General features: G+C 68.0%; 24 protein-coding genes. 11 read left to right on the top strand and 13 right to left on the bottom strand.

From position 1 onward, the window contains the following. Positions 1-110: 110 nt before the first annotated feature. On the bottom strand, positions 111-803 hold the full coding sequence (locus tag EU805_RS11990) for a M48 family metalloprotease (RefSeq protein ID WP_129764216.1): 693 nt from the start codon (positions 801-803) through the stop codon (positions 111-113). Positions 804-929: 126 nt separating this feature from the next. Here EU805_RS11990 and EU805_RS11995 point away from each other — a divergent pair, with 126 nt between their 5' ends. The 4 genes from EU805_RS11995 to EU805_RS12010 are packed head-to-tail and all read left to right on the top strand — an operon-like array spanning position 930 to position 3,609. Continuing rightward, a complete protein-coding gene (locus EU805_RS11995; RefSeq protein ID WP_129764217.1) occupies positions 930-1,169 on the top strand; it encodes a hypothetical protein in 240 nt (79 codons plus the stop codon). Beyond that, entirely contained in the window at positions 1,166-2,266 is a 1,101-nt protein-coding gene (locus EU805_RS12000; protein ID WP_129764218.1) for a class II histone deacetylase, read from the top strand. Before EU805_RS11995 ends, EU805_RS12000 begins: the two co-directional genes overlap by 4 nt. 57 nt (positions 2,267-2,323) lie before the next feature. After that, positions 2,324-2,902, top strand: a complete 579-nt coding sequence (locus EU805_RS12005; RefSeq protein ID WP_129764219.1) for a nitroreductase family protein — start codon at positions 2,324-2,326, stop codon at positions 2,900-2,902. Further along, positions 2,899-3,609, top strand: coding sequence for an EI24 domain-containing protein (locus EU805_RS12010; protein WP_129764220.1), 711 nt, complete (start codon positions 2,899-2,901; stop codon positions 3,607-3,609). Before EU805_RS12005 ends, EU805_RS12010 begins: the two co-directional genes overlap by 4 nt. 1 nt (position 3,610) lies before the next feature. Here EU805_RS12010 and EU805_RS12015 read toward each other — a convergent pair whose 3' ends face one another. Continuing rightward, complete coding sequence (locus tag EU805_RS12015) at positions 3,611-3,898, bottom strand: DUF1467 family protein (protein WP_129764221.1); 288 nt, start codon at positions 3,896-3,898, stop codon at positions 3,611-3,613. Further along, positions 3,898-4,302: a methylmalonyl-CoA epimerase gene (gene mce / locus EU805_RS12020; RefSeq protein ID WP_129764222.1), complete on the bottom strand. Its 405-nt coding sequence runs from the start codon at positions 4,300-4,302 to the stop codon at positions 3,898-3,900. The genes EU805_RS12015 and mce overlap by 1 nt, the downstream gene beginning before the upstream one ends. Positions 4,303-4,445: 143 nt before the next feature. Here mce and EU805_RS12025 point away from each other — a divergent pair, with 143 nt between their 5' ends. Next, positions 4,446-5,165, top strand: a complete 720-nt coding sequence (locus tag EU805_RS12025) for a response regulator (protein ID WP_129764223.1) — start codon at positions 4,446-4,448, stop codon at positions 5,163-5,165. Positions 5,166-5,267: 102 nt separating this feature from the next. Here EU805_RS12025 and EU805_RS12030 read toward each other — a convergent pair whose 3' ends face one another. Genes EU805_RS12030 through EU805_RS12040 form a run of 3 tightly spaced genes read right to left on the bottom strand, consistent with a single transcriptional unit; the run spans position 5,268 to position 8,568 of the window. Next, on the bottom strand, positions 5,268-5,993 hold the full coding sequence (locus EU805_RS12030; RefSeq protein WP_129764224.1) for a GNAT family N-acetyltransferase: 726 nt from the start codon (positions 5,991-5,993) through the stop codon (positions 5,268-5,270). Then, positions 5,990-7,180 carry a DUF1501 domain-containing protein gene (locus tag EU805_RS12035; RefSeq protein ID WP_129764225.1) on the bottom strand — a complete coding sequence of 397 codons (1,191 nt, stop codon included), beginning with the start codon at positions 7,178-7,180 and terminating at the stop codon, positions 5,990-5,992. The genes EU805_RS12030 and EU805_RS12035 overlap by 4 nt, the downstream gene beginning before the upstream one ends. Positions 7,181-7,182: 2 nt before the next feature. Continuing rightward, a complete protein-coding gene (locus tag EU805_RS12040; RefSeq protein ID WP_129764226.1) occupies positions 7,183-8,568 on the bottom strand; it encodes a DUF1800 family protein in 1,386 nt (461 codons plus the stop codon). Between the two features lie 171 nt (positions 8,569-8,739). Here EU805_RS12040 and EU805_RS12045 point away from each other — a divergent pair, with 171 nt between their 5' ends. Further along, positions 8,740-9,333: a L,D-transpeptidase gene (locus tag EU805_RS12045; protein WP_129764227.1), complete on the top strand. Its 594-nt coding sequence runs from the start codon at positions 8,740-8,742 to the stop codon at positions 9,331-9,333. 180 nt (positions 9,334-9,513) lie between these two features. Here the strand turns inward: EU805_RS12045 and EU805_RS12050 are convergent, their stop codons facing one another. Together EU805_RS12050 and aspS are read right to left on the bottom strand one after the other, a co-directional pair. After that, on the bottom strand, positions 9,514-9,927 hold the full coding sequence (locus tag EU805_RS12050; protein WP_242494138.1) for an acyl-CoA thioesterase: 414 nt from the start codon (positions 9,925-9,927) through the stop codon (positions 9,514-9,516). Position 9,928: 1 nt separating this feature from the next. Next, the gene (gene aspS, locus EU805_RS12055) at positions 9,929-11,707 is read right to left on the bottom strand and encodes an aspartate--tRNA ligase (protein ID WP_129764228.1); all 1,779 of its coding nucleotides are present in this window, start codon (positions 11,705-11,707) and stop codon (positions 9,929-9,931) included. 273 nt (positions 11,708-11,980) lie between these two features. Between aspS and carB the strand changes: the two genes are divergently transcribed. Both carB and EU805_RS12065 read left to right on the top strand, forming a co-directional pair. Further along, positions 11,981-15,313 (top strand): carbamoyl-phosphate synthase large subunit, encoded by a 3,333-nt coding sequence (gene carB / locus EU805_RS12060; protein ID WP_129764229.1) that lies wholly within the window; start codon positions 11,981-11,983, stop codon positions 15,311-15,313. A 449-nt stretch (positions 15,314-15,762) separates the two neighbouring features. Continuing rightward, the gene (locus EU805_RS12065; protein WP_242494139.1) at positions 15,763-16,035 is read left to right on the top strand and encodes a hypothetical protein; all 273 of its coding nucleotides are present in this window, start codon (positions 15,763-15,765) and stop codon (positions 16,033-16,035) included. A 3-nt stretch (positions 16,036-16,038) separates the two neighbouring features. Here EU805_RS12065 and EU805_RS12070 read toward each other — a convergent pair whose 3' ends face one another. Beyond that, positions 16,039-16,632 carry a DUF805 domain-containing protein gene (locus EU805_RS12070; protein ID WP_129764231.1) on the bottom strand — a complete coding sequence of 198 codons (594 nt, stop codon included), beginning with the start codon at positions 16,630-16,632 and terminating at the stop codon, positions 16,039-16,041. Between the two features lie 124 nt (positions 16,633-16,756). Here EU805_RS12070 and EU805_RS12075 point away from each other — a divergent pair, with 124 nt between their 5' ends. Next, positions 16,757-17,875: a beta-ketoacyl-ACP synthase III gene (locus tag EU805_RS12075; protein ID WP_129764232.1), complete on the top strand. Its 1,119-nt coding sequence runs from the start codon at positions 16,757-16,759 to the stop codon at positions 17,873-17,875. A 19-nt stretch (positions 17,876-17,894) separates the two neighbouring features. On the opposite strand, the gene EU805_RS12080 is transcribed toward EU805_RS12075, so the two are convergent. Further along, the gene (locus EU805_RS12080) at positions 17,895-18,725 is read right to left on the bottom strand and encodes an aldo/keto reductase (RefSeq protein WP_129764233.1); all 831 of its coding nucleotides are present in this window, start codon (positions 18,723-18,725) and stop codon (positions 17,895-17,897) included. A 104-nt stretch (positions 18,726-18,829) separates the two neighbouring features. On the opposite strand from EU805_RS12080, the gene EU805_RS12085 reads away from it, so the two are divergent. Both EU805_RS12085 and EU805_RS12090 read left to right on the top strand, forming a co-directional pair. Then, on the top strand, positions 18,830-19,429 hold the full coding sequence (locus tag EU805_RS12085) for a thymidine kinase (RefSeq protein WP_129764234.1): 600 nt from the start codon (positions 18,830-18,832) through the stop codon (positions 19,427-19,429). Between the two features lie 32 nt (positions 19,430-19,461). Then, positions 19,462-19,950, top strand: a complete 489-nt coding sequence (locus EU805_RS12090) for a cytochrome b (protein ID WP_129764235.1) — start codon at positions 19,462-19,464, stop codon at positions 19,948-19,950. Positions 19,951-19,974: 24 nt separating this feature from the next. On the opposite strand, the gene EU805_RS12095 is transcribed toward EU805_RS12090, so the two are convergent. From EU805_RS12095 to proC, 3 genes are read right to left on the bottom strand one after another with little or no spacing between them, the layout of a single operon-like run. Continuing rightward, positions 19,975-20,913, bottom strand: a complete 939-nt coding sequence (locus tag EU805_RS12095) for a D-glycerate dehydrogenase (RefSeq protein WP_129764236.1) — start codon at positions 20,911-20,913, stop codon at positions 19,975-19,977. After that, positions 20,910-21,251 (bottom strand): tRNA-binding protein, encoded by a 342-nt coding sequence (locus tag EU805_RS12100; protein WP_129764237.1) that lies wholly within the window; start codon positions 21,249-21,251, stop codon positions 20,910-20,912. Before EU805_RS12100 ends, EU805_RS12095 begins: the two co-directional genes overlap by 4 nt. Beyond that, positions 21,241-22,059: a pyrroline-5-carboxylate reductase gene (proC, locus tag EU805_RS12105; protein ID WP_129764238.1), complete on the bottom strand. Its 819-nt coding sequence runs from the start codon at positions 22,057-22,059 to the stop codon at positions 21,241-21,243. Before proC ends, EU805_RS12100 begins: the two co-directional genes overlap by 11 nt. Between the last annotated feature and the right edge of the window lie 162 nt (positions 22,060-22,221).

Consider the following 22,221-nt stretch of genomic DNA (forward strand, 5'->3'; position numbering starts at 1 on the left):
GTATCCGCGCTGTCTTTCAAACACACTGACCACGGTGCTGATCGACGCGGGCGACGCATGGCAGACTGTCCGGCGCCGTTCACGTCGCGGTCCCCGAACCGGGGACGCCCTCAGCGCCCCAAGGCGGCCGCCGTCCCGGCCACCGCGCGGAGGCGGTCGGCGTTGGGGGGGTGTGTGCCCAGGAACACGTTGCCCGGATCGGGGATGCGGAAGAAGAACTCGGCCCCCCGCAGGGGATCGTAGCCCGCGCGCGCGGCAATGAAGGTGCCAAGGCGGTCGGCTTCCAGCTCGAACTCCTTGGCGTAGGTACGGGCCCCCACCGCCGCGCCGAAGGCCACCGCGTCGCGCAGGCTGCGCCGATCCGGGGCGAGGCCCGCCTTCTGCCCCATGATCGCGGCGCCCATGCGGGCGTTGATGCGCTGCCGGGCGATATGCCCTTCGATGTGGTGGGCCGCTTCGTGGGACAGGATGAAGGCCAGCTCGTCCTCGTTGCGGGCCTCGACGATCAGTGGAGCGGTGATGACGATCAGCGGCTGCCCATCGGGTGCTGCCGTCTGGTAGGCATTGGGCGCCGCCCGCGGGTTGGTGTCGATCAGGAACTCGAAATCGCAGTTGAGCTGCGGCGCGCGTTCGGCGCAGACGGCCTCGGCGGTGGCTTCGACACGGGGGGTCACCTCGACGATGCGCTGGGCCGCGCTGCGGGCCTGGAACTCGATCGCGGGGTCGTCCGGGACGACGACGTCCGGGGCCGCGCAGGCGGCAAGGCCCAGGGCCAGAACGGCGGCAAGACAGGATCGAAGCATCGCGGGGTCCGAGGCAAGGGGTGCGTCGCCCTCAGGCTATCACGCCCGTGCGCGCACGCCACCCCCGCCCCGATGACGGATGCGTGCGCCCTTGGCGCTGGTGTGTTCTCGGGCTAAGCTCGCCCCATGTTCAGCATCGAGCACGACTTCGACGCCACGACCGTCACCCTCGTCGACGAAAGCGGCCCGCCGTTCCAGGAGGACGTAATCGTCAACACCTTCGACGATTGCGTGACCGTCAGCCAGTTCGATGCGCGGCTGGGAGAGAACCGGACCATCACCCTGTCGCTGGGCCAGGTGCGCGATCTCTTCGCCGCGATGGACCTGCCCGAAGGGGTCTACAAGCTGAAGGGCCCCGAGCGGTGAGCACGGGCTTTTACTGGGACGAGCGCTGCTTCTGGCACGGTGGCGGCAATTACGCCGGTATCCTGCCCGTGGGCGGCCTCGTGCAGCCGATGGCCAGCGGTGGCCTGCCCGAAAGCCCCGAGACGAAGCGCCGGTTGAAGAACCTGATCGACGTGACCGGTCTTGCGCGCGATCTGGACCTGCGCGCTGCGCCGCCTGCCACATGGGACGATCTGCGGCGGGTGCATCCCGAAAGCTACCTCGCCGAATTCAAGGCCCTTTCGGAGGCCGGTGGCGGCGAGCTGGGGCGCCGCACGCCCTTCGGCCCCGGCGGGTTCGAGATCGCGGCGCTCTCCGCGGGTCTTGCGCTGCAGGCGCTGCGGGACGTGCTGGACGGCGACCTTTCCAATGCCTACGCGCTGTCGCGCCCGCCGGGGCATCATTGCCTGCCGGATTTCCCCAACGGCTTCTGCCTGCTGGCCAATATCGCCATCGCGATCCGCGCCGTGCAATCCGAAGGCCGCGCCACGCGCGTCGCGGTGCTGGACTGGGACGTGCACCACGGCAACGGGACCGAGGCGATCTTCTACGACGACGCCGAGGTGCTGACCGTCTCGATCCACCAGGCGCGGAACTATCCCACCGATACGGGGGATGGCGCCGACCGGGGGCGCGGTGCGGGCGAAGGGTTCAACCTGAACATCCCGCTGCCGCCCGGCACCGGGCACACCGGCTACCTGGCCGCCATGGACCGGTTGGCGTTGCCCGCGATCAGGAATTTCCGCCCCAACGTGATCGTCGTCGCCTGCGGATATGACGCCGCCGCCAACGACCCCCTGGGCCGGATGCTCGCCACGGCGGAGACCTTCCGCGAGATGACGCGCCGCACCCGCGTGGTGGCGGATGAGGTCTGCGGGGGACGCCTCGTCCTGGTGCACGAGGGCGGCTACTCGGAAACCTACGTCCCCTTCTGCGGCCACGCGGTGCTGGAGGCGTTGTCGGACAGCGCCGTCACAGCCCCCGATCCGCTGGCAGAGGTCATGACCGCCCGCCAGCCCGACGCGCGGTTCGATGCCTACCTGGACGGCGTGCTGGCGGATCTGGCAGCCACCCTCTGAGCGGTTGCGGCCCCCCGGCCTCGCGCCTATCTGTGGCGCGACAGACAGGAGCCTTTTATGCCCGACCGCAACGCCGCCGCCCTCGACTTTCTGCTGACCCGACGGTCACGCCCGGCGCAGACCCTGACGACCCCGGTGCCCGACCGCGAGACGCTGCGCGAGATCCTGACCGCCGCCGCCCGCAGCCCCGACCACGGCAAGCTGGAGCCCTGGCGGTTCCTGGTGCTGAACGATGCGGCCCTCGACCGCCTGGCCGAGGCCTGCCCCGCGGCCGCCGCCCGGCTGGAGATTCCGCAGGACAAGGCCGACAAGCAGCGCGACCGGTTCGCCGCGGCGGACTTGGCCGTGGTGGTGGTCGAGTCTCCGGTCGCATCCGACAAGGTCCCGATGGTCGAGCAGACCTACGCCGTCGGCGGCGTCTGCCTTGCGCTGACGAATGCCGCGCTCGCCGCGGGCTTCGGGGCCAACTGGCTGTCCGGCTGGGCCAGCCACGACCCGTCCTTCGTGCAGGAACACTTGGGCCTTTCGGCCAGCGAGCGGGTTGCGGGGATCATCCACATCGGGACCGAGACCTCGGCCCCGCCGGACCGGCCGCGTCCCGATCTCGATGCGATCACCACCTGGGTCGAAGCATGATCCTCGGCGCCTTCGTCAAGGCCCTGAACCAGTTGCCCGATCCTCGCTTTCGGCGGGTCCTGTGGCTGGGGGTAAGCCTGACTCTGGCGCTTCTGGCCGGGATCTACGCGCTGATCCTGTTCGGGATCTCGCTGGTGGCCTCCGATCCCGTCACCCTGCCCTGGATCGGACCGGTCGGTTGGATCGACAACCTGCTGGGCTGGGGGTCGCTTCTGGGGATGATCGTGGCGTCGGTGTTCCTGATGATCCCGGTCGCCTCGGCGATCACGTCGCTGTTTCTCGACACCGTGGCAGAGGCGGTGGAGGACCGTCACTACCCTGCCCTGCCGCAGGTCGCGGGGACCGGGCTATGGGACGGGGTGAAGGATTCGGTAAATTTCCTGGGCGTGCTGATCGCGGCGAACCTGTGTGCGCTGATCCTCTATCTCTTCCTGCCGTTCGCCGCGCCCTTCATCTTCTACGGGCTGAACGGCTACCTTCTGGGGCGCGAGTACTTCCAGGTCGCGGCGTTGCGCCGCGAAGGCCCGGACGGCGCGCGGCGGTTGCGCAAGCGGCACATGGGCACGATCTGGGCGGCCGGGGTGCTGATGGCCCTGCCCCTGTCGATCCCGCTGGTGAACCTTTTCGTGCCGATCGTCGGGGCCGCGACCTTCACGCACCTCTACCACCGGCTGAGCCGGACCGAGGGTGCCATCCGGGCCTCGTGACCTACTCCGGGCGCAGGCTGGGTGCGCCCATGCGGTTGAACCAGTCGAAGTCGCGCACCTCGATCGCGCCCGACAGGATGATCCCGGCCACCACCACGTAGATCACGGCGGCACACAGCGTCGTCACCTTCGCCTTCTTCTTGAAGCTGAAGTCGGCGGGGGCCGAGGTATGGGTGCCCGGCTCGACCGCGCCGTCCTCGCCTTGCGTCGTCAGGCGCAGGGGCAGGACCACGAAGAAGGTCATCCACCAGATGACCGCGAAGAGGACGACGGCGGAGACCCAGCTCATCAGACCTGCTCCAGCTCGATCAGGCAGCCCTGGAAGTCCTTGGGGTGCAGGAACAGCACGGGTTTGCCGTGGGCGCCGATCTTCGGCGTCCCGTCGCCAAGGACGCGGGCGCCGCTGGCGGTCAGGCTGTCGCGCGCGGCCTGGATGTCGTCCACCTCGTAACAGATGTGATGAATTCCACCGGCGGGGTTCTTGTCGAGGAAGTTGTTGATGGGAGACTCGGCGCCCAGGGGGTGCAGGAACTCGATCTTGGTATTGGGCAGTTCGACGAAGATCACGGTCACGCCGTGGTCGGGCTGCGCCACGGCAGGGCCGACGACCGCCCCCAGGGCGGCGCGGTACTGGTTCGCGGCGGCTTCGAGATCCGGGACGGCGATGGCGACGTGGTTCAGGCGACCGATCATGGTGCTCCCCCTTGCGATGCAGGGTTCTTATGCGCGCCCCTGCGCTGGATGCCAAGCGGTGCGGGATCGAAACCCTGCGGCATTAAGCCCTCGTTCACCTTCTGTTGCTTCTATGGTCGCGAACCTGAGGAAAGGATGTCCCGATGGACGATCTGCGCGACTACATGGTGGCCCGGCCACCGACGGCCCTGCGTCCGCTTTTGGGGGTGACCGTCCTGATCGTGGAAGACAGCCGCTACACCTGCGAAGCAGTGCGTCTGATGTGCATGCGGTCAGGCGCGCGGATAAGGCGGGCCAACAGCCTGTGCGCCGCAATGAAGCACCTGTCGATCTATCGCCCGGGCGTGGTGATCGTCGACATCGGCCTGCCGGACGGCTCCGGGCTGGACCTCATTCGCCAACTGTCCGAGGCGCAGCCGCGGATCGAGGTGATCTTCGCCACCTCCGGCGATCCAGACCTGGCCGCCTCCGCGGTGGAGGCCGGGGCGGATGCCTTCCTGACCAAACCCTTCGGCAGCATCGCGGAGTTCCAGACCGCGATCCTGTCGCACCTGCCCAAGGATCGACATCCCCCCGGACCGCGGGCCGTCACCGCCGAACGGGTCCGCCCCGATCCGCTGGCCTACCATGACGACCTGCAACACGTGGCGACCCTCCTGGAACGCGACACCTCGGACGTGGCACTGGAATATGCGATCCAGTTCCTCCAGGGCCTCGCCGTGAGCGCGGAGGATCACGAGTTGCTCGCCGCGACCGAGGCGGTGCGACAGCCGTCCGGGACGACAGGTCGGTCGGGGCCACACCTGAGCAGGCTCACCGCACTGGTGCGCGCCCGGCTCGAACGGTCGAAAGCCGCGCTGTAACGGACCCCGGCGGGCGGGACGCCCACCGCTGCGGCTGAAGCAGGGGCAGGTTCGGCCCGACGCGCCTGCCGCCCGGTGGGGTTGCGCAAGTGGTGAGGAAGGTCACCCCAGCGTCGGGTCGCGCTGCACGACCGCAGGCGCGGTCAGCGTCGACAGACGTGTCTTCTGCCGGTCGTCCGCGTCGAAGTTCGCGGGCGAAAGCCACGCGTCGAAGGCCTTGTGCAGCGTGCTCCAGTCGGCGTCGGTCATGGCGAACCAGGCCGTGTCGCGATTGCGGCCCTTCACGATCACATGGTTGCGGGACACACCCTCGAAGGAAAAGCCAAGCCGCTGGGCCGCCCGCCGGGACGGCGCGTTGAGCGCGTTGCACTTCCAGACCATCCGGCGGTAGCCCGCGCCGAAGGCCCAGCCCAGCATGAGCGCCATGGCTTCGGTGGCGGCTGGCGTGCCCTGCAGCTCGGGCGAGAGGCAGACGTGCCCGATCTCGATGCTGCCCACGACGGGATCGACGCTCATCAGGCAGGCGACGCCCAGCGGATCCTGCGATCCCGCAGCACAGATCGCGAGCGGCAGGGTCGGCGCCGGCGGCAAGGCTTCGAGCGCGGCCTGAAGGTCCTCCACCCGGGCGGGCGGCGGTTCGGGAAGGTAGTCGAACAGCCAGCGATGGGCCGCCACGCGGTCGAAGAACGGTGCCGCGTCGCGCGCGGGGTCGAGCGGCCGCAGGTGGCACCAGCGGCCCGTCAGCGCAAGGTTCCGGGGCGGTGCGGGCACCGGGGCCCAGCCCTTGACGATCTCTCCCAGTGGGCGCGGGTCTACGGGGGCGGTCACAGGGTCAACCGCGGGGCCGATGACATGTCCACGCCTGGAAAGACCGTGGTCTCTATCATCTCGCGCGAGAGGCCGAAGAGGCCCTGCATCACGGATCCGGCAGCGGCCCGCACGTCGGAGGTGGGCATCAGGTCGCGTGCGTCCAGCAGGTCGACCTCCGCCAGGCCGGGCCAGCGGCCCAGCACCTGACCGCCCCGCAGCGCGCCACCGGCATAGAACATCGTGCCGCCCGTGCCGTGGTCGGTGCCCTTGGTCCCGTTCTCGCGTGCGGTGCGGCCGAACTCGGTCATGCAGAGCACCGCGGTCTTGCCCCAGACCGGGCCAAGGTTGTCCTTGAGCGTAAGGATCGTCTCGGACAGGCGGCCCAATGCGCCGCGCAAGCTGCCGACCTGGCCATTGTGCGTGTCCCATCCGTTGAGCGAGAAGCTGGCGATGCGCGTGTCCCCGACCAGGCGGCTGGCCGCGAATTGCGCAAGCGCCCGGTGATCGCCGCGCGGGCTGACACGCATCGAGGTTGCGCCATCCTCGCCGGTGGCGGCGGCCAGGGCCTCTTCGGTGAGACTGTCCGCGATGTCGACCGCCTGCAGCGACGCGTTGCGGAACATCGGATCGTCGTGCAGCACCAGCTCCAGCAGGCGGCGGGCCTGCGGCGACATGTCGAGCCGGGCCTGCGGCGACCAGCGCAGCCGCGGGTTCGGGCCCGTCAGGATCAGCATCTGCTCCTGCCCGATGGCATAGGCGACCTCGGCCGTCATGCCCGGCACGGCGCCCAGCATCCGGTTCAGCCAGCCGTCGCTGACGCCATCGATATCCGTGCTGCCCGCTTCCAGGATGTCCTGCCCGTCGAAGTGACTGCGCTTCCCGCGGTAGGGGGTGGAGGTCGCGTGAACCGCGCCCAGTTCCCCCGCCTGCCAAAGCGGCAGAAGCGGTTCCAGCGCGGGGTGCAGCGACCAGAAGGGATCGATCGACAGGCCGGACGCCTGGCCGAGGTTGGGCCGAAGGCTGGCGTAGTCCGGATCGCCCACGGGGCGCAGCGCGTCCAGCCCGTCCATTCCGCCGCGCAGGACGATCACCACCAGACGGTTGTCCCAGGGGCCCGCGGCCATGGCCACCGGCGTGACGAGCGGGCTGGCCGCCAGCGAGCAGCCCAGTGCGGTGCCGCCGATCAGGAAATTGCGTCGGTCCATGATCAGATCCTTTGAAACGCGGGCGAGGACAGCACCACGCCGATACCGTCGGCACGGGTCTCGGCGGCGTTTGCCGCGAAGACGACGTTCTGCGCCGGGGACGGCCCCAGCGCCGTGGCCACGAAGGCGCGCGGGTCGGGCAGATCCCCCATCAGCGCATCGGGCGCGCCGAGCGCCCAGGTGATACGCCCCGCCAGGCCCTGCGGCGTGATCCAGTCGGCGGGCGCCTCGGACCAGCCGTCGGGGCCCGTGGGGTTCTGGAAGGGCTGCCCCATGATGGTCATGGGCTGGATGATCCAGCGCTGGTAGCTCTTGCGGTCGATCGCAAGCACGTCCTCCGCCTGCAGGCCCAAGGCCCGGAACGCGGATGCGATAAAAAGATCGGGCCGACGGACCTTCTGCCGCGCGGGCGTCCAGGCGCCGGGATGCGACAAGAGCGCGTGCGTCGTCGCCAGCAGATCGCCACCCGATTCGCGAAACGCGAGGGAGATCGCGTCGATGAGCCCTGGCGAAGGGTCCTCTGCCACGAAATGAACCGCGAGCTTTCGCGCGATGTGACGCGAGACGGCCGGCCGCGACGCGAGGTCGCGCAAGGCCGTGGTCACGGTGCTCAGGTCCGCCTTGTCGCTGTAGCGGCGGCGCATGACCCGCTCGGCCCCCGGTTCGGCCCAGCGTGGGCTGTAGGAAAAGCCGTGACGCCGGTCGTAGCGCAACCCGGTGAGAAGTTCTGCCAGTTCGGTCACGTCGCGCTGGTCGTAGCCCGCGTCGACGCCGAAAAGGTGCAGTTCGAGCAATTCCCGGGCGAGGTTCTCGTTCAGGCCGCGCCCGCTGCGCTCACCCACCGGGCTGTTCGGCCCGACCGAGCCCGACTGGTCGAGATAGGTCAGCATCGCGGGATGCAGCGTGACGGCCACGACCATGTCGGCGAAGGAGCCTGCGACATGGGGACGGATCGCGTCCTCGACGAAGGGATGGAGCGCGTGGCGGAAGGACTGGTTCTTGGCCTTCACCGTGAAATGGTCGGCCCAGAAAACGACCAGCCGCTCGCGCAGACCATCCTCGGTCGTCACCGCGCGGGCGATCGCCTGCAGATGCTGCCTGCGCCGGGTGTCGTCGATTGCGCGCTTGAGCGCCTGGAAGGCTTCCCGAGCGTCTTCCTCGCGGTCGGTGCCGCGGGCGTCGCGGGCGCCGGTAGAGGCCGCGACCCATTCGGTCATCGAGGGGCGCATCGTCTGAAAGCCCGCGATCGGCAGGGCGTCCGCGGCGACGTCCGGCCCGGCGAGCTGCGACAGCATCGCCTCGACCGAGGCAGGTAGGGCTATCCTCGGTGACAAGCCCGTCCCGAAACGGGTCGCGGCGATGATCGGATCGAAGGCGGAAGCGGCCATGGTGTGGGTCCTTGTCGGCCCCGCATATATAGGCGCTTCGCGGTGCGGGCGCCACGGCCCGTGCTCAACATGAGGTTATCATGGCGCAACATCGCCGTCGGGGCGTGGCAATGGTTGAAAAACCGCCTAAAAACGGCAAATAGTCGAATTGACTTGCAAGAGGAATCGCAGATGATCGACCGCCGCCAGTTTCTGACATCGACCGCTTTGGGGCTTGGAGGGCTGACCCTCCCCACCGTCCTGCGCGCGCAGGAAGAGGTGGAAGAACCCGCCTTCGATCTGTCGCCCAAGCTGGTCAGCCTCGACAACCCTCTGCCGCCGGGTGAAATCCACGTCGTGCCGGATGTTTACTCGCTCTACTGGACGCTGCCGGACGCGCAGGCGATCCGCTACTTCGTCGGCGTCGGCCGCGATGCGCTTTACGAAAGCGGAGAGTTCAACGTGGGCGCCAAGAAGGAATGGCCCAGCTGGACGCCGACGCAGGACATGATCGAGCGGGACCCCGATTCCTACGCGCAATACGCCGACGGCATGCCGGGCGGGCCCGAGAACCCGCTGGGCGCCCGCGCGCTCTACCTGTTCCAGCCGGGCGTGGGCGACACCTTTTTGCGCATCCACGGCACCAACAAGCCGTCGACGATCCGCACCGACGTCTCGAACGGCTGCGCGCGCCTGACCAACGAGCAGGTGATCGACCTCTATCCCCGCGTGCCCGTGGGCGCGCAGGTGTTCCTTTACGAAAAGAATCTCATCGCGCGCAGCTGACGCGATAGTTCAAAAAAGGGCGCATCCCCGCGGGGATGCGCCCTTTTTTCATGTCAATTCGGTCCGCGACGCGAGCGGCGGAACCGCTGGAAGACTTTCCACAAGGCGAGATACTTCAACAATTTGCGCATCGGTTTCCTCCGGTTGAGACCGTGATCAACCAACGCGGGCGCCATTTGTTCAATCGGCGGGTGGCAGGGGACGCTTGGCCCCGGATGCATCGAGGGCCACGAAGGTGAAATCCGCCGCCGTCACCTGGTGCGCACTGTCGCCGTGACGATCCCGCGCCCAGGCTTCCACGTGGATCCGCATGGAGGTCCGGCCCCGGTGCATCAGCCGCGCGAAGAGCGTGACCTCGTCGCCGACCTTCACGGGGCGGTGGAACGTCATCGCGTCGACCGAAACGGTGGCCGCCCGCCCCTTGGCCACGCGGCCGGCCATGTTTCCGGCGGCAAGGTCCATCTGGCTCATCAGCCAGCCGCCGAAGATGTCGCCCGCGGGGTTCGTGTCGCCCGGCATGGCGATGGTGCGAATGGCCAGAACCGTCCCGTCATCGGGGTCGATCACGGGACGGGTTTCGTCCATCCGGTCCATGTCAGCTTTCGGGCGGCAGGACGCGCAGGCGCAATTCGCGCAACTGCTCGTTCAGCGGCTCGGACGGCGCGCCCATCATCAGGTCCTCGGCGCGCTGGTTCATCGGGAACATGATGACCTCGCGGATGTTCGCCTCGTCCGCCAGCAGCATGACGATCCGGTCGATGCCCGCGGCACAGCCCCCGTGCGGCGGCGCGCCGTACTGGAAGGCATTGACCATGCCGCCGAAGCGCTTCTCGACCTCTTCGCGTCCGTAGCCCGCGATCTCGAAGGCCTTGAACATGATCTCGGGCCGGTGATTCCGGATCGCGCCCGACACCAGCTCGTAGCCGTTGCAGGCGAGGTCGTACTGGTAGCCCAGCACCTGAAGCGGGTCGCCGTCGAGCGCCGCCATCCCGCCCTGCGGCATGGAAAAGGGGTTATGCTCGAAGTCGATCTTGCCGGTCTCCTCGTCGCGCTCGTAGATCGGGAAGTCCACGATCCAGGCGAAGGCGAAGCGGTCCTCGTCGATGAGCCCCAGCTCGCGCCCGATCTCGGTCCGCGCGCGGCCCGCGACGCCTTCGAAGGCGTCGGGCTTGCCGCCGAGGAAGAAGGCCGCGTCGCCCACGCCGAGGCCCAGCTGCTCGCGGATCGCCTCGGTGCGCTCGGGTCCGATGTTCTTGGCCAGCGGCCCGGCGGCTTCCATCCCCTCGCCCTGATCGCGCCAGAAGATGTAGCCCATCCCCGGCAGGCCCTCTTTCTGGGCGAAGGCGTTCATCCGGTCGCAGAACTTGCGGCTTCCGCCGCCCGGGGCGGGGATGGCGCGCACCTCCGTGCCCTCCTGCTCCAGCAGCTTGGCGAAAATTGCGAAGCCGGAGTCGCGGAAGTGGTCCGAGACGACCTGCATCTTGATCGGGTTGCGCAGGTCGGGCTTGTCGGTGCCGTACCACAGGGCCGCGTCGCGGTAGCTGATCTGCTCCCACGTCTGGTCGACGGTGCGGCCACCGCCGAACTCCTCGAAGACGCCCGCGATCACGGGCTGGATCGCGTCGAAGACGTCCTGCTGCTCGACGAAGGACATCTCCATGTCGAGCTGGTAGAAGTCCGTGGGCGAGCGGTCGGCGCGCGGGTCCTCGTCGCGGAAACAGGGTGCGATCTGAAAATACTTGTCGTAGCCCGACACCATGATCAGCTGCTTGAACTGCTGCGGCGCCTGCGGCAGCGCGTAGAACTTGCCCGGGTGCAGGCGCGAGGGCACGAGAAAATCGCGCGCGCCTTCGGGGCTGGAGGCGGTGATGATCGGCGTCTGGAACTCGCGGAAGCCCTGGTCCCACATCCGCTGCCGCATGGAGCGCACCACGTCGGAGCGCAGCTTCATGTTGGCCTGCATCGCCTCGCGCCGCAGGTCGAGGTAGCGATACTTCAGCCGCGTCTCCTCGGGGTAGTCCTGATCGCCGAAGACCTGCAGCGGCAGCTCTTTCGACTGGCCCAGCACCTCGATGCCGCGGACGAAGACTTCGATCTCTCCGGTGGGCAGCTTCGGGTTCACCAGTTCGGGGTCGCGGGCCTTCACCTCGCCGTCGATGCGGATGCACCATTCGGCGCGGACCCGCTCGACCTCGGCAAAGGCGGAGGAGTCAGGATCGCACAGCACCTGCGTCACGCCGTAGGTGTCCCGCAGGTCGATGAACAGGATGCCCCCGTGGTCGCGCACGCGGTGGACCCAGCCCGACAGGCGCACGGTGTCGCCGACATTGGCGGCGGTCAGGTCGGCGCAGGTGTGGGAGCGATAGGCGTGCATGGGGGCCTCCGGGGTGCGGCATGAAACAATCGCCCCGATACACCCCGCGCGCCTCCATAAGTCAAGCGCGCGCCCCCTTCCTTTGCCAGGCCGGGTCAGCGCTCTGCCCGTTCGCGCCCGAATTCGTTCACTGGACGAATTCCGGGGACGGCGCTCACCCCCCGCCGGAGGCATCGGCGCTCGGTCTGCCGAAAGCCGAAGACCAACCCTTGCACCCGCCCCCGGCCCTTCTATAACGCGGACAATTTGCGACCACCCACGGGGAGCCTTTCGATGCCGAAGCGCGACGATATCCAGTCCATCATGATCATCGGGGCGGGCCCCATCGTCATCGGCCAGGCCTGCGAGTTCGACTATTCCGGCGCTCAGGCCTGCAAGGCCCTGCGCGAGGAAGGCTACCGGGTGATCCTGGTTAATTCCAACCCCGCGACGATCATGACCGATCCCGGTCTGGCGGATGCCACCTACATCGAGCCGATCACGCCCGATATCGTGGCCAAGATCATCGCCAAGGAACGCCCCGACGCGCTCTTGCCGACCATGGGCGGCCAGACGGGTCTGAACACCGCTCTGGCGCTGGCCGACATGGGCGTGCTCAACGAATACGGGGTCGAGCTGATCGGTGCGAAGCGCGCCGCGATCGAGATGGCCGAGGACCGCAAGCTCTTCCGCGAGGCGATGGATCGGCTGGGGATCGAGAACCCCAAGGCCACCATCGTCACCGCCCCCAAGGGACCGAACGGCAAGTTCGACATCAAGGCGGGCCTGCAACGGGCGATCGAGGCCATCGAATACGTCGGGCTCCCCGCGATCATCCGTCCCGCCTATACGCTGGGCGGCACCGGTGGCGGCGTGGCCTACAACCGCGACCAGTACGAATACTATTGCCGGACCGGGATGGAAGCCTCTCCCGCCGGACAGATCCTGATCGACGAATCGCTTCTTGGCTGGAAGGAATTCGAGATGGAGGTGGTGCGCGACACCGCCGACAACGCGATCATCGTCTGCGCCATCGAGAACGTGGACCCGATGGGCGTGCACACCGGCGACAGCATCACCGTGGCGCCCGCGCTGACGCTGACGGACAAGGAATACCAGATCATGCGCACGCACAGCATCAACGTGCTGCGCGAGATCGGGGTTGAGACCGGCGGCTCCAACGTGCAATGGGCCGTGAACCCCGACGACGGCCGCATGGTGGTGATCGAGATGAACCCGCGCGTGTCCCGCTCTTCGGCGCTGGCGTCGAAAGCCACCGGCTTCCCCATCGCCAAGATCGCGGCGAAGCTGGCCGTGGGCTATACGCTGGACGAATTGGACAACGACATCACCGGGGTCACGCCCGCGTCCTTCGAGCCCTCCATCGACTACGTCGTCACCAAGATCCCGCGCTTCGCCTTCGAGAAGTTCCAGGGCGCGGAGCCGCTGCTGACCACGGCGATGAAATCCGTGGGCGAGGCCATGGCCATCGGTCGCACGATCCACGAATCCCTGCAAAAGGCGCTGGCTTCGCTCGAAACCGGGCTGACCGGATTCGACGACATCGACATCCCCGGCGCACCGGACGCCGCGGCGATCACCAAGGCGCTGGCCCGCCAGACCCCAGACCGGCTGCGGATCATCGCCCAGGCGATGCGCCATGGGCTGTCCGATGACGACATCCAGGCGGTGACGAAGTTCGACCCCTGGTTCCTTTCCCGGATCCGCGAGATCGTGGACGCGGAACAGGCCGTCATCGACGGCGGCCTTCCGACCGACGCCACGGGCCTGCGCAAGCTCAAGATGATGGGCTTCACCGATGCGCGTCTCGCCACGCTGTCAGGCCAGTCGGAGGCGGAGGTGCGCCTGTCGCGCACCCGCGAAGGCGTCACCGCCGTCTTCAAGCGCATCGACACCTGTGCGGCCGAGTTCGAGGCGCAGACGCCTTACATGTATTCGACCTACGAGGCCCCGATGATGGGCGAGGTCGAGGACGAGGCACGCCCGTCGGACCGCAAGAAGGTCGTGATCCTCGGCGGCGGCCCCAACCGGATCGGCCAGGGGATCGAGTTCGATTATTGCTGCTGTCACGCCTGTTTCGCCCTGACCGAGCAGGGCTACGAGACGATCATGATCAACTGCAACCCCGAGACGGTCTCGACCGACTACGACACCTCGGACCGCCTCTATTTCGAGCCGCTGACCTTCGAGCACGTGATGGAGATCCTGCGCGTCGAACAGGAGAACGGCACCCTGCACGGCGTCATCGTCCAGTTCGGCGGTCAGACCCCGCTGAAGCTGGCCAACGACCTGGAGGCCGCCGGCATCCCGATCCTGGGCACCTCGCCCGACGCGATCGACCTTGCCGAGGACCGCGAGCGGTTCCAGGACCTCGTGAACCGGCTGGGGTTGAAGCAGCCGGTGAACGGCATCGCCTCCACCGACGCGCGCGCCTTCGAGATCGCGGCCGAGATCGGATTTCCGCTGGTCATCCGCCCGTCCTACGTCCTGGGCGGCCGCGCGATGGAAATCGTGCGCGACCAGGCGCAGATGGAACGCTACATCTCCGATGCGGTGGTGGTGTCGGGCGACAGCCCGGTGCTGCTCGACAGCTACCTGTCCGGCGCGGTGGAGGTCGACGTGGACTGCCTGTGCGACGGTGAGGCCACCCATGTCGCGGGCATCATGCAGCACATCGAGGAGGCGGGCGTCCATTCCGGCGACAGCGCCTGTTCGCTGCCGCCCTATTCCCTGTCCGAGCCGATCATCGCCGAGATCCGCCGCCAGACCGAGCTTCTGGCGAAGGAGCTGGGGGTCGTGGGCCTGATGAACATCCAGTTCGCGGTGAAGGACGAGGAGGTCTATCTGATCGAGGTGAACCCCCGCGCCTCGCGCACCGTGCCCTTCGTGGCCAAGGCCACCGATTCTGCCATCGCCTCGATCGCCGCGCGTCTGATGGCGGGGGAGCCCTTGTCGAACTTTCCGCACCGCGCCCCCTACCCCGAGACCGAGAACCCGATGGACGTCCTGCCGCTGGGCGATGCCTTCACCCTGGCCGATCCCAAGACGCCCTGGTTCAGCGTCAAGGAGGCCGTCCTGCCCTTCGCCCGCTTTCCCGGCGTCGACACGATCCTCGGGCCGGAGATGCGCTCCACCGGGGAGGTCATGGGCTGGGACCGCAATTTCGCGCGCGCCTTCCTCAAGGCGCAGATGGGCGCCGGCACGCATCTGCCGGAAGAAGGCCGGGTCTTCGTTTCCATCCGTGACGACGACAAGACGGACGCCATGGCGACCGCCGCCCGCGGGCTGGTGGCGCTCGGGCTGGAGATCGTCGCGACCCGCGGCACCGCCGCCTGGCTCGACGGCCACGGCATCGCCTGCGAGGTGGTGAACAAGGTCTACGAAGGTGGTCTGACCATCGTCGACCGCCTCAAGGACGGGCATATCGCACTGGTGCTGAACACCACCGAAGGCGCGCAGGCGGTCGAGGACAGCCGCGAGATCCGTGCCGTCGCGCTGAACGACAAGATCCCCTACTTCACCACCGCCGCCGCCGCCCAGGCCGCCGTGATGGCGATGCAGGAACGCGCCAACGGCGCCATCGACGTCAGAAGCCTGCAGGGGTGATTTGCGATCCGGGCCGATGGCCCGGCAATCCGTCCGGGGGACGGATTGCGCAAATCACGGGCGGAGCCCAGGGCCCAAGGCCATGCCTGTCCAGCGTAGCTGGCAAACGGTCCGGTGGACCGTTTGTGGCAATCACGGGCGGAGCCCTGAACTGATGCCCCGGCAATCCGTCCGGGGGACGGATTGAGCAAATCACGGGCGGAGCCCAGGACCGGAGGTATCGACGGACCGGGCCGATGGCCCGGCGAAAGGTCCGGTCGACCTTTCTTGCCGATCACGGGCGGGGCCGCGGGTCAGCAAATTGCGGGTTCGTTCCAACGGCTTCGTCGCGCTTGGCGCGAATGCATTGAACCCTCGACGCGACCCAAGAGCACGCCCCCGCGCGGCCTGATTCACGGCCCCCCGCCAATCCGTGCTATGAAGGATCCATGCAACCGAAAGGATCCGTCATGCTCAGACTACTTCCCCTCGCGCTCGCGGCGGCCTGCGCGGTCCCGACGCCTTACCAGCTTCCTCTGTTCGGCGGGGGGTATCGGGCCGAGGGCGACCAGTGCCGCAGGGTCGGCGAGGATGTCTATACCAACCAGTTCCTGGGCGATGCCTCGGACCTCGTCGCCTGCCCGGCGGGGATGGAGAACCTCGGCGTCTTCGCGCTGGACACCGGCGGGCAGGAAGTCGCGCGCGTGCCGGGCTACGTGCTCTACTCGGTGCCCGTTCGCTGATCCTCAGCCGAAGCGGTTGGGGTGGTCGTCGGGCTTTTGGCAGTGCCAGACGATCAGCACGATCCATCCGATGAACGGCACCAGCATGAGCAGCGCCCACCAACCGGACTTGTCGATGTCGTGCAGGCGGCGCACGGCCAGCGCGATGCTGGGAATGAAGATGACCAGCGACCAGATGTTGCCCAGCACGCCGATCTCTGCCCCCACCTCGCCGAAGAGCATCACGTCGAGGATGCCCAGGGCAACTCCCACCAGGATGCTGTCGAGGATGAACCACCAGAACTCGCCCCGGTTGCTGCGACCGCTGAAATCGAGATACCGCTGGAAGAACTGCACGAAGGCGTCCTTCATCCCGCTTTCGCGGCGGTAGTTGCGCCCGGTGTCGGGGTAGCGCAGATCGTTCCCCGCGGGCGGGACGGCGGGGCGGGCGTGGGTCAGCCCTTCGACATGGCGATGCGCGGGCTCCCACTCGGCCATGCGGTTGGTCCAGACCAGCGTGTCGCGCGTCACCACGCCCGAGCGGACGAGGGCGGGAAACTCGCTTTCGTCGATGGGGCCGTGCTCTCTCTCGGCGTTGGCATAATACCACTGGGCCATCGCTCACTCCGCTTTTGGTTGCGCCAAACCTGCCCCGAAGTGCGCCGCACTGTAAAGCGCTTGCGCGGGTGGACTTATCGCGCCCCAGGCGGCAGGATCGGCCTCCAGACCGAGGAACATTTTCATGCATATCGCCGCCATCACCGGAACCGGTGTCTTCACCGCCCCGGACGTCATAACCAACGCCGAACTGGTCACCGCCTACAACGCCTACGCCGACCGCTGGAACGCGGAGAACGCCGCTGCGATCGAAGCGGGGGAAGAGGAGGCGAAGGCCCATTCCTCGGAGGATTTCATCGTCGCGGCCTCCGGCATCGAGCGGCGCTTCGTGATGGACAAGGAGGGCGTGCTGGACCCCGCGCGCATGTATCCGCGCTTTCGCGCGCGCGCCGACGACGCGCCGTCGATGATGGCCGAAGTGGCGCAGGACGCCATCGGGAAGGCGCTGGCCCAGGCGGGGGTCGCGGCGGCCGACGTCGATCTGGTGATCTGCGCGGCCTCCAACATGGAACGTCCCTACCCCGCCGTCGCGGTCGAGATCCAGGACCTGATCGGCGCGGGCGGTTTCGCCTTCGACATGAACGTGGCCTGTTCCTCGGCCACCTTCGGCATCCAGGCGGCGGCGGACATGATCGCGGCCGGCTCGGTGCGGTGCGCGGTGGTCGTGAACCCCGAGATCACCTCCGGCCACCACGAGTGGCGCGACCGGGACTGCCATTTCATCTTCGGCGATGTCTGCACTGCGACGGTGCTGCAGCGGGCGGACGACGCGAAGGGCGCGCATTTCCGCATCCTGTCGACCCGGTGCGCGACGCAATATTCCAACAACATCCGCAACAACAACGGCTTCCTGCGCCGCACCCGCGACCAGCAGGAGGACCGCCGCGATATGCAATTCATGCAGAACGGGCGAAAGGTCTTCAAGGAAGTGCTGCCGCTCGTGTCGGACCACATGGCCGCGCATATGGCCGAGGAAGGGCTGGCGGCGGAGGACATCAAGCGCCTCTGGCTGCATCAGGCCAACAAGTCGATGAACGCCTACATCGGCCGCAAGGTGATGGGACGGGAGCCCGACGAGGCGGAGCAGCCCAACATCCTGCAGGACTACGCCAATACCTCCTCGGCGGGGTCGATCATCGCGTTCTCGAAGTATTCCGACGACCTGGCCCCCGGCGATACGGGCATCATCTGCTCGTTCGGGGCGGGCTACTCGGTCGGGTCGGTGATCGTCGAGCGGGCCTGAACGGCCCGCCCGCGCGGCCTTACTTGCCGTTGAAGCTGTCGGGATCGGGACCGCTGCGGTCGCCGACGTCCAGCGTCTTGATCGCCTCGATCTCGTCCGGCGTCAGCGCGAAGTCGAAGATCTCCATGTTGGCCTTGAGGTGATCGGGGTTGGTCGAGCGGCTGATGACCGCGTTGCCGATATCCAGGTGCCAGCGCAGGATCACTTGCGCCGGGGATTTCCCGGTCCGTTCCGCCACCGCCTTGATGGGGTCCGCGTCGAAGGAGCGGGCATTGCCCAGGGGCGTCCAGCTTTGCGTGACGATGTCGCGGGCGGCGTTCACGCGGGCCATCTCGTGCTGCTGGATCTTGGGGTTCACCTCGATCTGGTTGAGCACCGGCAGGACGCCGGTTTCCTCCTTCAGGCGGTCGAGGTGCGGCTCGTGGAAGTTCGCCACCCCGATCGAAGTCGTCTGCCCGTCCTTCTGCGCGTCGATCAACGCCTTCCAGACGTCGACGTAGGTGTCCTGCGCCGGGAAGGGCCAGTGGATCAGCATCAGGTCCATGCGGTCCACGCCGATCTTTCGCAGGCTCTCGTCGATGGACTTGCGCGTCTCGTCGTAGCCCAAGCCGTCGTTCCAGACCTTGGAGGTCAGGAAAAGGTCGTCACGGGCGATGCCCGCGTCCGCCACGCCCTGGCCGAACTCTTCTTCGTTGCCGTAGGCCGCGGCGCCGTCGATGTGCCGGTAGCCCATCTCGATCGCCTCGCGGACGACGCGGGCGCATTCGGCCTTGTCGACCTGCCAGATCCCGAGGCCGAAGGCGGGGATCGCATGGCCGTCGTGAAACTGCTTGTTGGGAATGTCGGTCATTCTCGTGCCTTTCGATTTTGCACGGGCCAACACGGGCCGTGGGGGCCTTGTTCCGCATCACATGCGCTTGCAATGGGACACGGACGGGCGCTATCCCGGCGGCCATGGCCAAGCTCTATTTCAACTACTCGACCATGAACGCCGGCAAGTCGACCGTGCTGCTGCAGGCCAGCCACAACTACATCGAGCGCGGGATGCAGACCTACCTGCTGACCGCCCGGCTCGACACCCGCGCCGGCCAGGGCCGGATCGCCAGCCGGATCGGCATCGGCGCCCCCGCCGACACCTTCGCGCCCGGCGAGAACCTCTTCACCCGCATCGAGCGGAGGTTGGCGGACGGCCCCTGCGCCTGCGTCTTCCTCGACGAGGCGCAGTTCCTGGAGCCGGAGCAGGTCTGGCAGTTGGCCCACGTGGTCGATGACCTGGACGTTCCGGTGATGTGCTACGGGCTGCGGGTGGATTTCCGGGGCGAGCTCTTTCCCGGCTCGGCCACGTTGCTGGCGCTGGCCGACGATCTGCGCGAGGTGCGCACGATCTGCCATTGCGGGCGCAAGGCGACGATGGTCGTGCGCAAGGATGCGTCCGGACGGGTGGTGCAGGCGGGCGATCAGGTGCAGGTCGGCGGCAACGACCGCTACGTCTCGCTCTGCCGCCGACACTGGCGCGCCGCGATGGAGGATGCAGCGCCCGACAGGTTGCTCTAGGATCGCAGCTGACCGCTTCGGGAAAGAAAGCCATGTCGGACACCCTTCGCTATCGCCGTCGTCACAAGCTGCTGCATTGGATCATCGCCCTGCTGGTCGCGGTGCAACTGATCCTTGCCCGCGGCATGGGGCATGCCTTCGCCATCCGGATGGAAGCCGCCAATGCAAGTTGGGATTCCGCCGCCGTGATCCACGCCCTGCTGGGGACCACCATCGCGGTGCTGATGCTCTGGCGGCTGATGATCCGCCTGACGAGCGACATTCCCCCGCCCCCCGCCAGCGCGCCCCCCTTTGTCCAGTGGGCCAGCCGCGCCACCCACTGGCTGTTCTACGCGATCCTGATCGGCATGCCCTTCGTCGGCGCGCTGGCCTGGGCACTGAAGGCCGCCTGGATCGGTCAGGTCCACGCGACCACGGGCAAGGTGCTGATCGCGCTGATCGCGCTGCATATCGCAGGCGCGGGCTATCATCACTTCATCGCGGGCGACAGGCAGGTGATCCGCCGGATGATCCCGCGCTGATCCACGTCCGCGCGGCCCGCCGGGTCAGACCGCGTTGGGCGGCGTCCCGCCCTCGGCCCAGGCCAGGAGGTTCTCTGCCGCCATCCGGCCCATCGCCTCGCGCACTTCGAGCGCGGCGGTGCCCAGGTGCGGCAGCAAGGTCACGTTGTCGAGGTCGCGCAGCGCCTGCGGCACCTCGGGCTCGTTCTCGTAGACGTCGAGGCCGGCGCGGATCCGCCCGGTGGAGAGTTCGGCGATCAAGGCCGTCTCGTCCACCACGTCCCCGCGCGAGATATTGACGAAGACGGACCCGTCCGAAAGCCGCGCCAGGGCGTCGGCGTCGATCAGGTGGTGCGTCTCGGCCCCGCCGGGGACGGTGACCACGACCACGTCGGACTGGCTCATCAGGCCGTGCAGATCGTCCACCTGGGCGGAGGGAACGTCGACCTGCTTGCGCGAGCGGTTGTGATAGATCACCGGCATCCCGAAGCCATGGTGCGCCCGGCGCGCGACGGCCTGGCCGATCCGGCCCATGCCGACGATCCCCAGCCGCTTGCCGGTCAGATGCGTGCCCAGGAACTGGCCCGGTCCCCATCCCGTCCAGCCGCCGGAGCGGACCACGCGCTCGCCCTCGCTGGCGCGGCGGGCGGCCATCAGCATCAAGGTCATCCCGATGTCGGCGGTGGCGTCGGTGACGGCGCCGGGCGTATTCGACACGGTGATCCCCGCGGCGCGGGCGGCCTCGGCGTCGATGTGGTTGTAGCCCACGCCGAAGTTGGCGATCATCCCGCAGCGCAGATCGTCCCGGAAGGCCTCCGCCGGGAAGGCATCGCCGAGGGTGCACATGATCGCGTCGAACTCTTCCATGGCATCGCGCGCGGCGTCGGGCGTGAGTCCTTCGTCGGTGCGCAAGGTCACGTCGAAGCGGTCGCGGACCACATCCAGCGCACCGGGGAATTCGCGGGTCAGCAAAAGCCGTTTCAATGCAGCCGCCCTCCGTTCGGGATGGTCTTGTCCGGCCGGGCGAGGATGACCTCGCCGGCCTCGTCGGGAAAGCCGAGGACGAGCACCTCGGACATGAACTTGCCGATTTGGCGGGGCGGGAAGTTGACCACCGCCATGACCTGCATCCCCACCAGCATCTGCGGCGTGTAATGCGCCGTGATCTGGGCCGAGGTCTTGCGGATCCCGATCTCGCCGCCGAAGTCGACCCACAGCTTGATCGCGGGTTTGCGCGCCTCCGGGTAAGGTTCGGCGCGGGTGACGGTGCCTGCGCGCACGTCGACCTTCAGGAAGTCGTCGAAGCCGATCTCATCCGTCACGGGACAGCTCCCGGCCACGCTCGGCAGCGGCAGTGACGGCGCGGCTGATCAGCTTCGGAAAGCCGGTCTGTTGGTCCATCAGGACCTCCAATGCGGCCTGGGTGGTCCCGTTGGGGCTTGTCACGTTGCGGCGCAGCTGGGCGGGGTCCTCGTTTGAGTCTTCCGCCAGCTGCCCGGCCCCGCCGACCGTCGCCTTGGCAAGCTGCATCGCCACGGCCGGGTCGAGACCCTGTTCCACGCCGGCGGCGGCCAGGGTCTCTATCAGGTGAAAGACGTAAGCCGGCCCCGAGCCGGAGACGCCGGTCACCGCGTCGATCTGGCCTTCGTCTTCGAGCCGCACGGTCTGCCCGACCGCCGCCATCAGCGTCTCCGCCAAGGCAAGGTGCGCCTCTGTCGCCGCCGCGTTGCCGACGAGCGCGCTGATCCCGCGACCGATGGCGGCGGGCGTGTTGGGCATCGTGCGCACGATGGGACTTTGAGCGCCGAAAGCCGCCTCGAACCGCGCGATCGGCGTGCCCGCCGCGACGGAGACGAAAAGCGTGGCACCGCCGCCAAGGGATTGCATCGCGGGCAGGGCTTCTCCCATCATCTGCGGCTTCACCGCCACCAGGGCGACGGCGGGGGCCTCAGGCAGGCCCGCGTTCACCTGCACCCCGGTCGCGCTCAACCAGTCGCCGGGGGCCGGGTCCAGCACCCAGACGGAGCTTGCGGGAAGCCCCGCTTTCAGCCAGCCATCCAGCAGGGCAGAGCCCATGCGCCCGCATCCCAGCAGGACCAACCCGCGGTCTGCAACTTCTTCCAGATTCACCCTGCACCTCCTTTTCGTCGCACGGGACAGGCTAGGCCGCGCCCTGCCCCGGTTCAACCGATCACGCGGCCCGAACCGGCGCGCCACGCCTAGGCTTCACCTGGCAAGTAAACTCACGTCACAACCGCCCCGAAGGCGCACCACCTGCAGCAAGGCGAGCCA

The organism is Salipiger sp. IMCC34102, assembly GCF_004145405.1.
In the GTDB taxonomy this organism is placed as follows: domain Bacteria; phylum Pseudomonadota; class Alphaproteobacteria; order Rhodobacterales; family Rhodobacteraceae; genus Loktanella.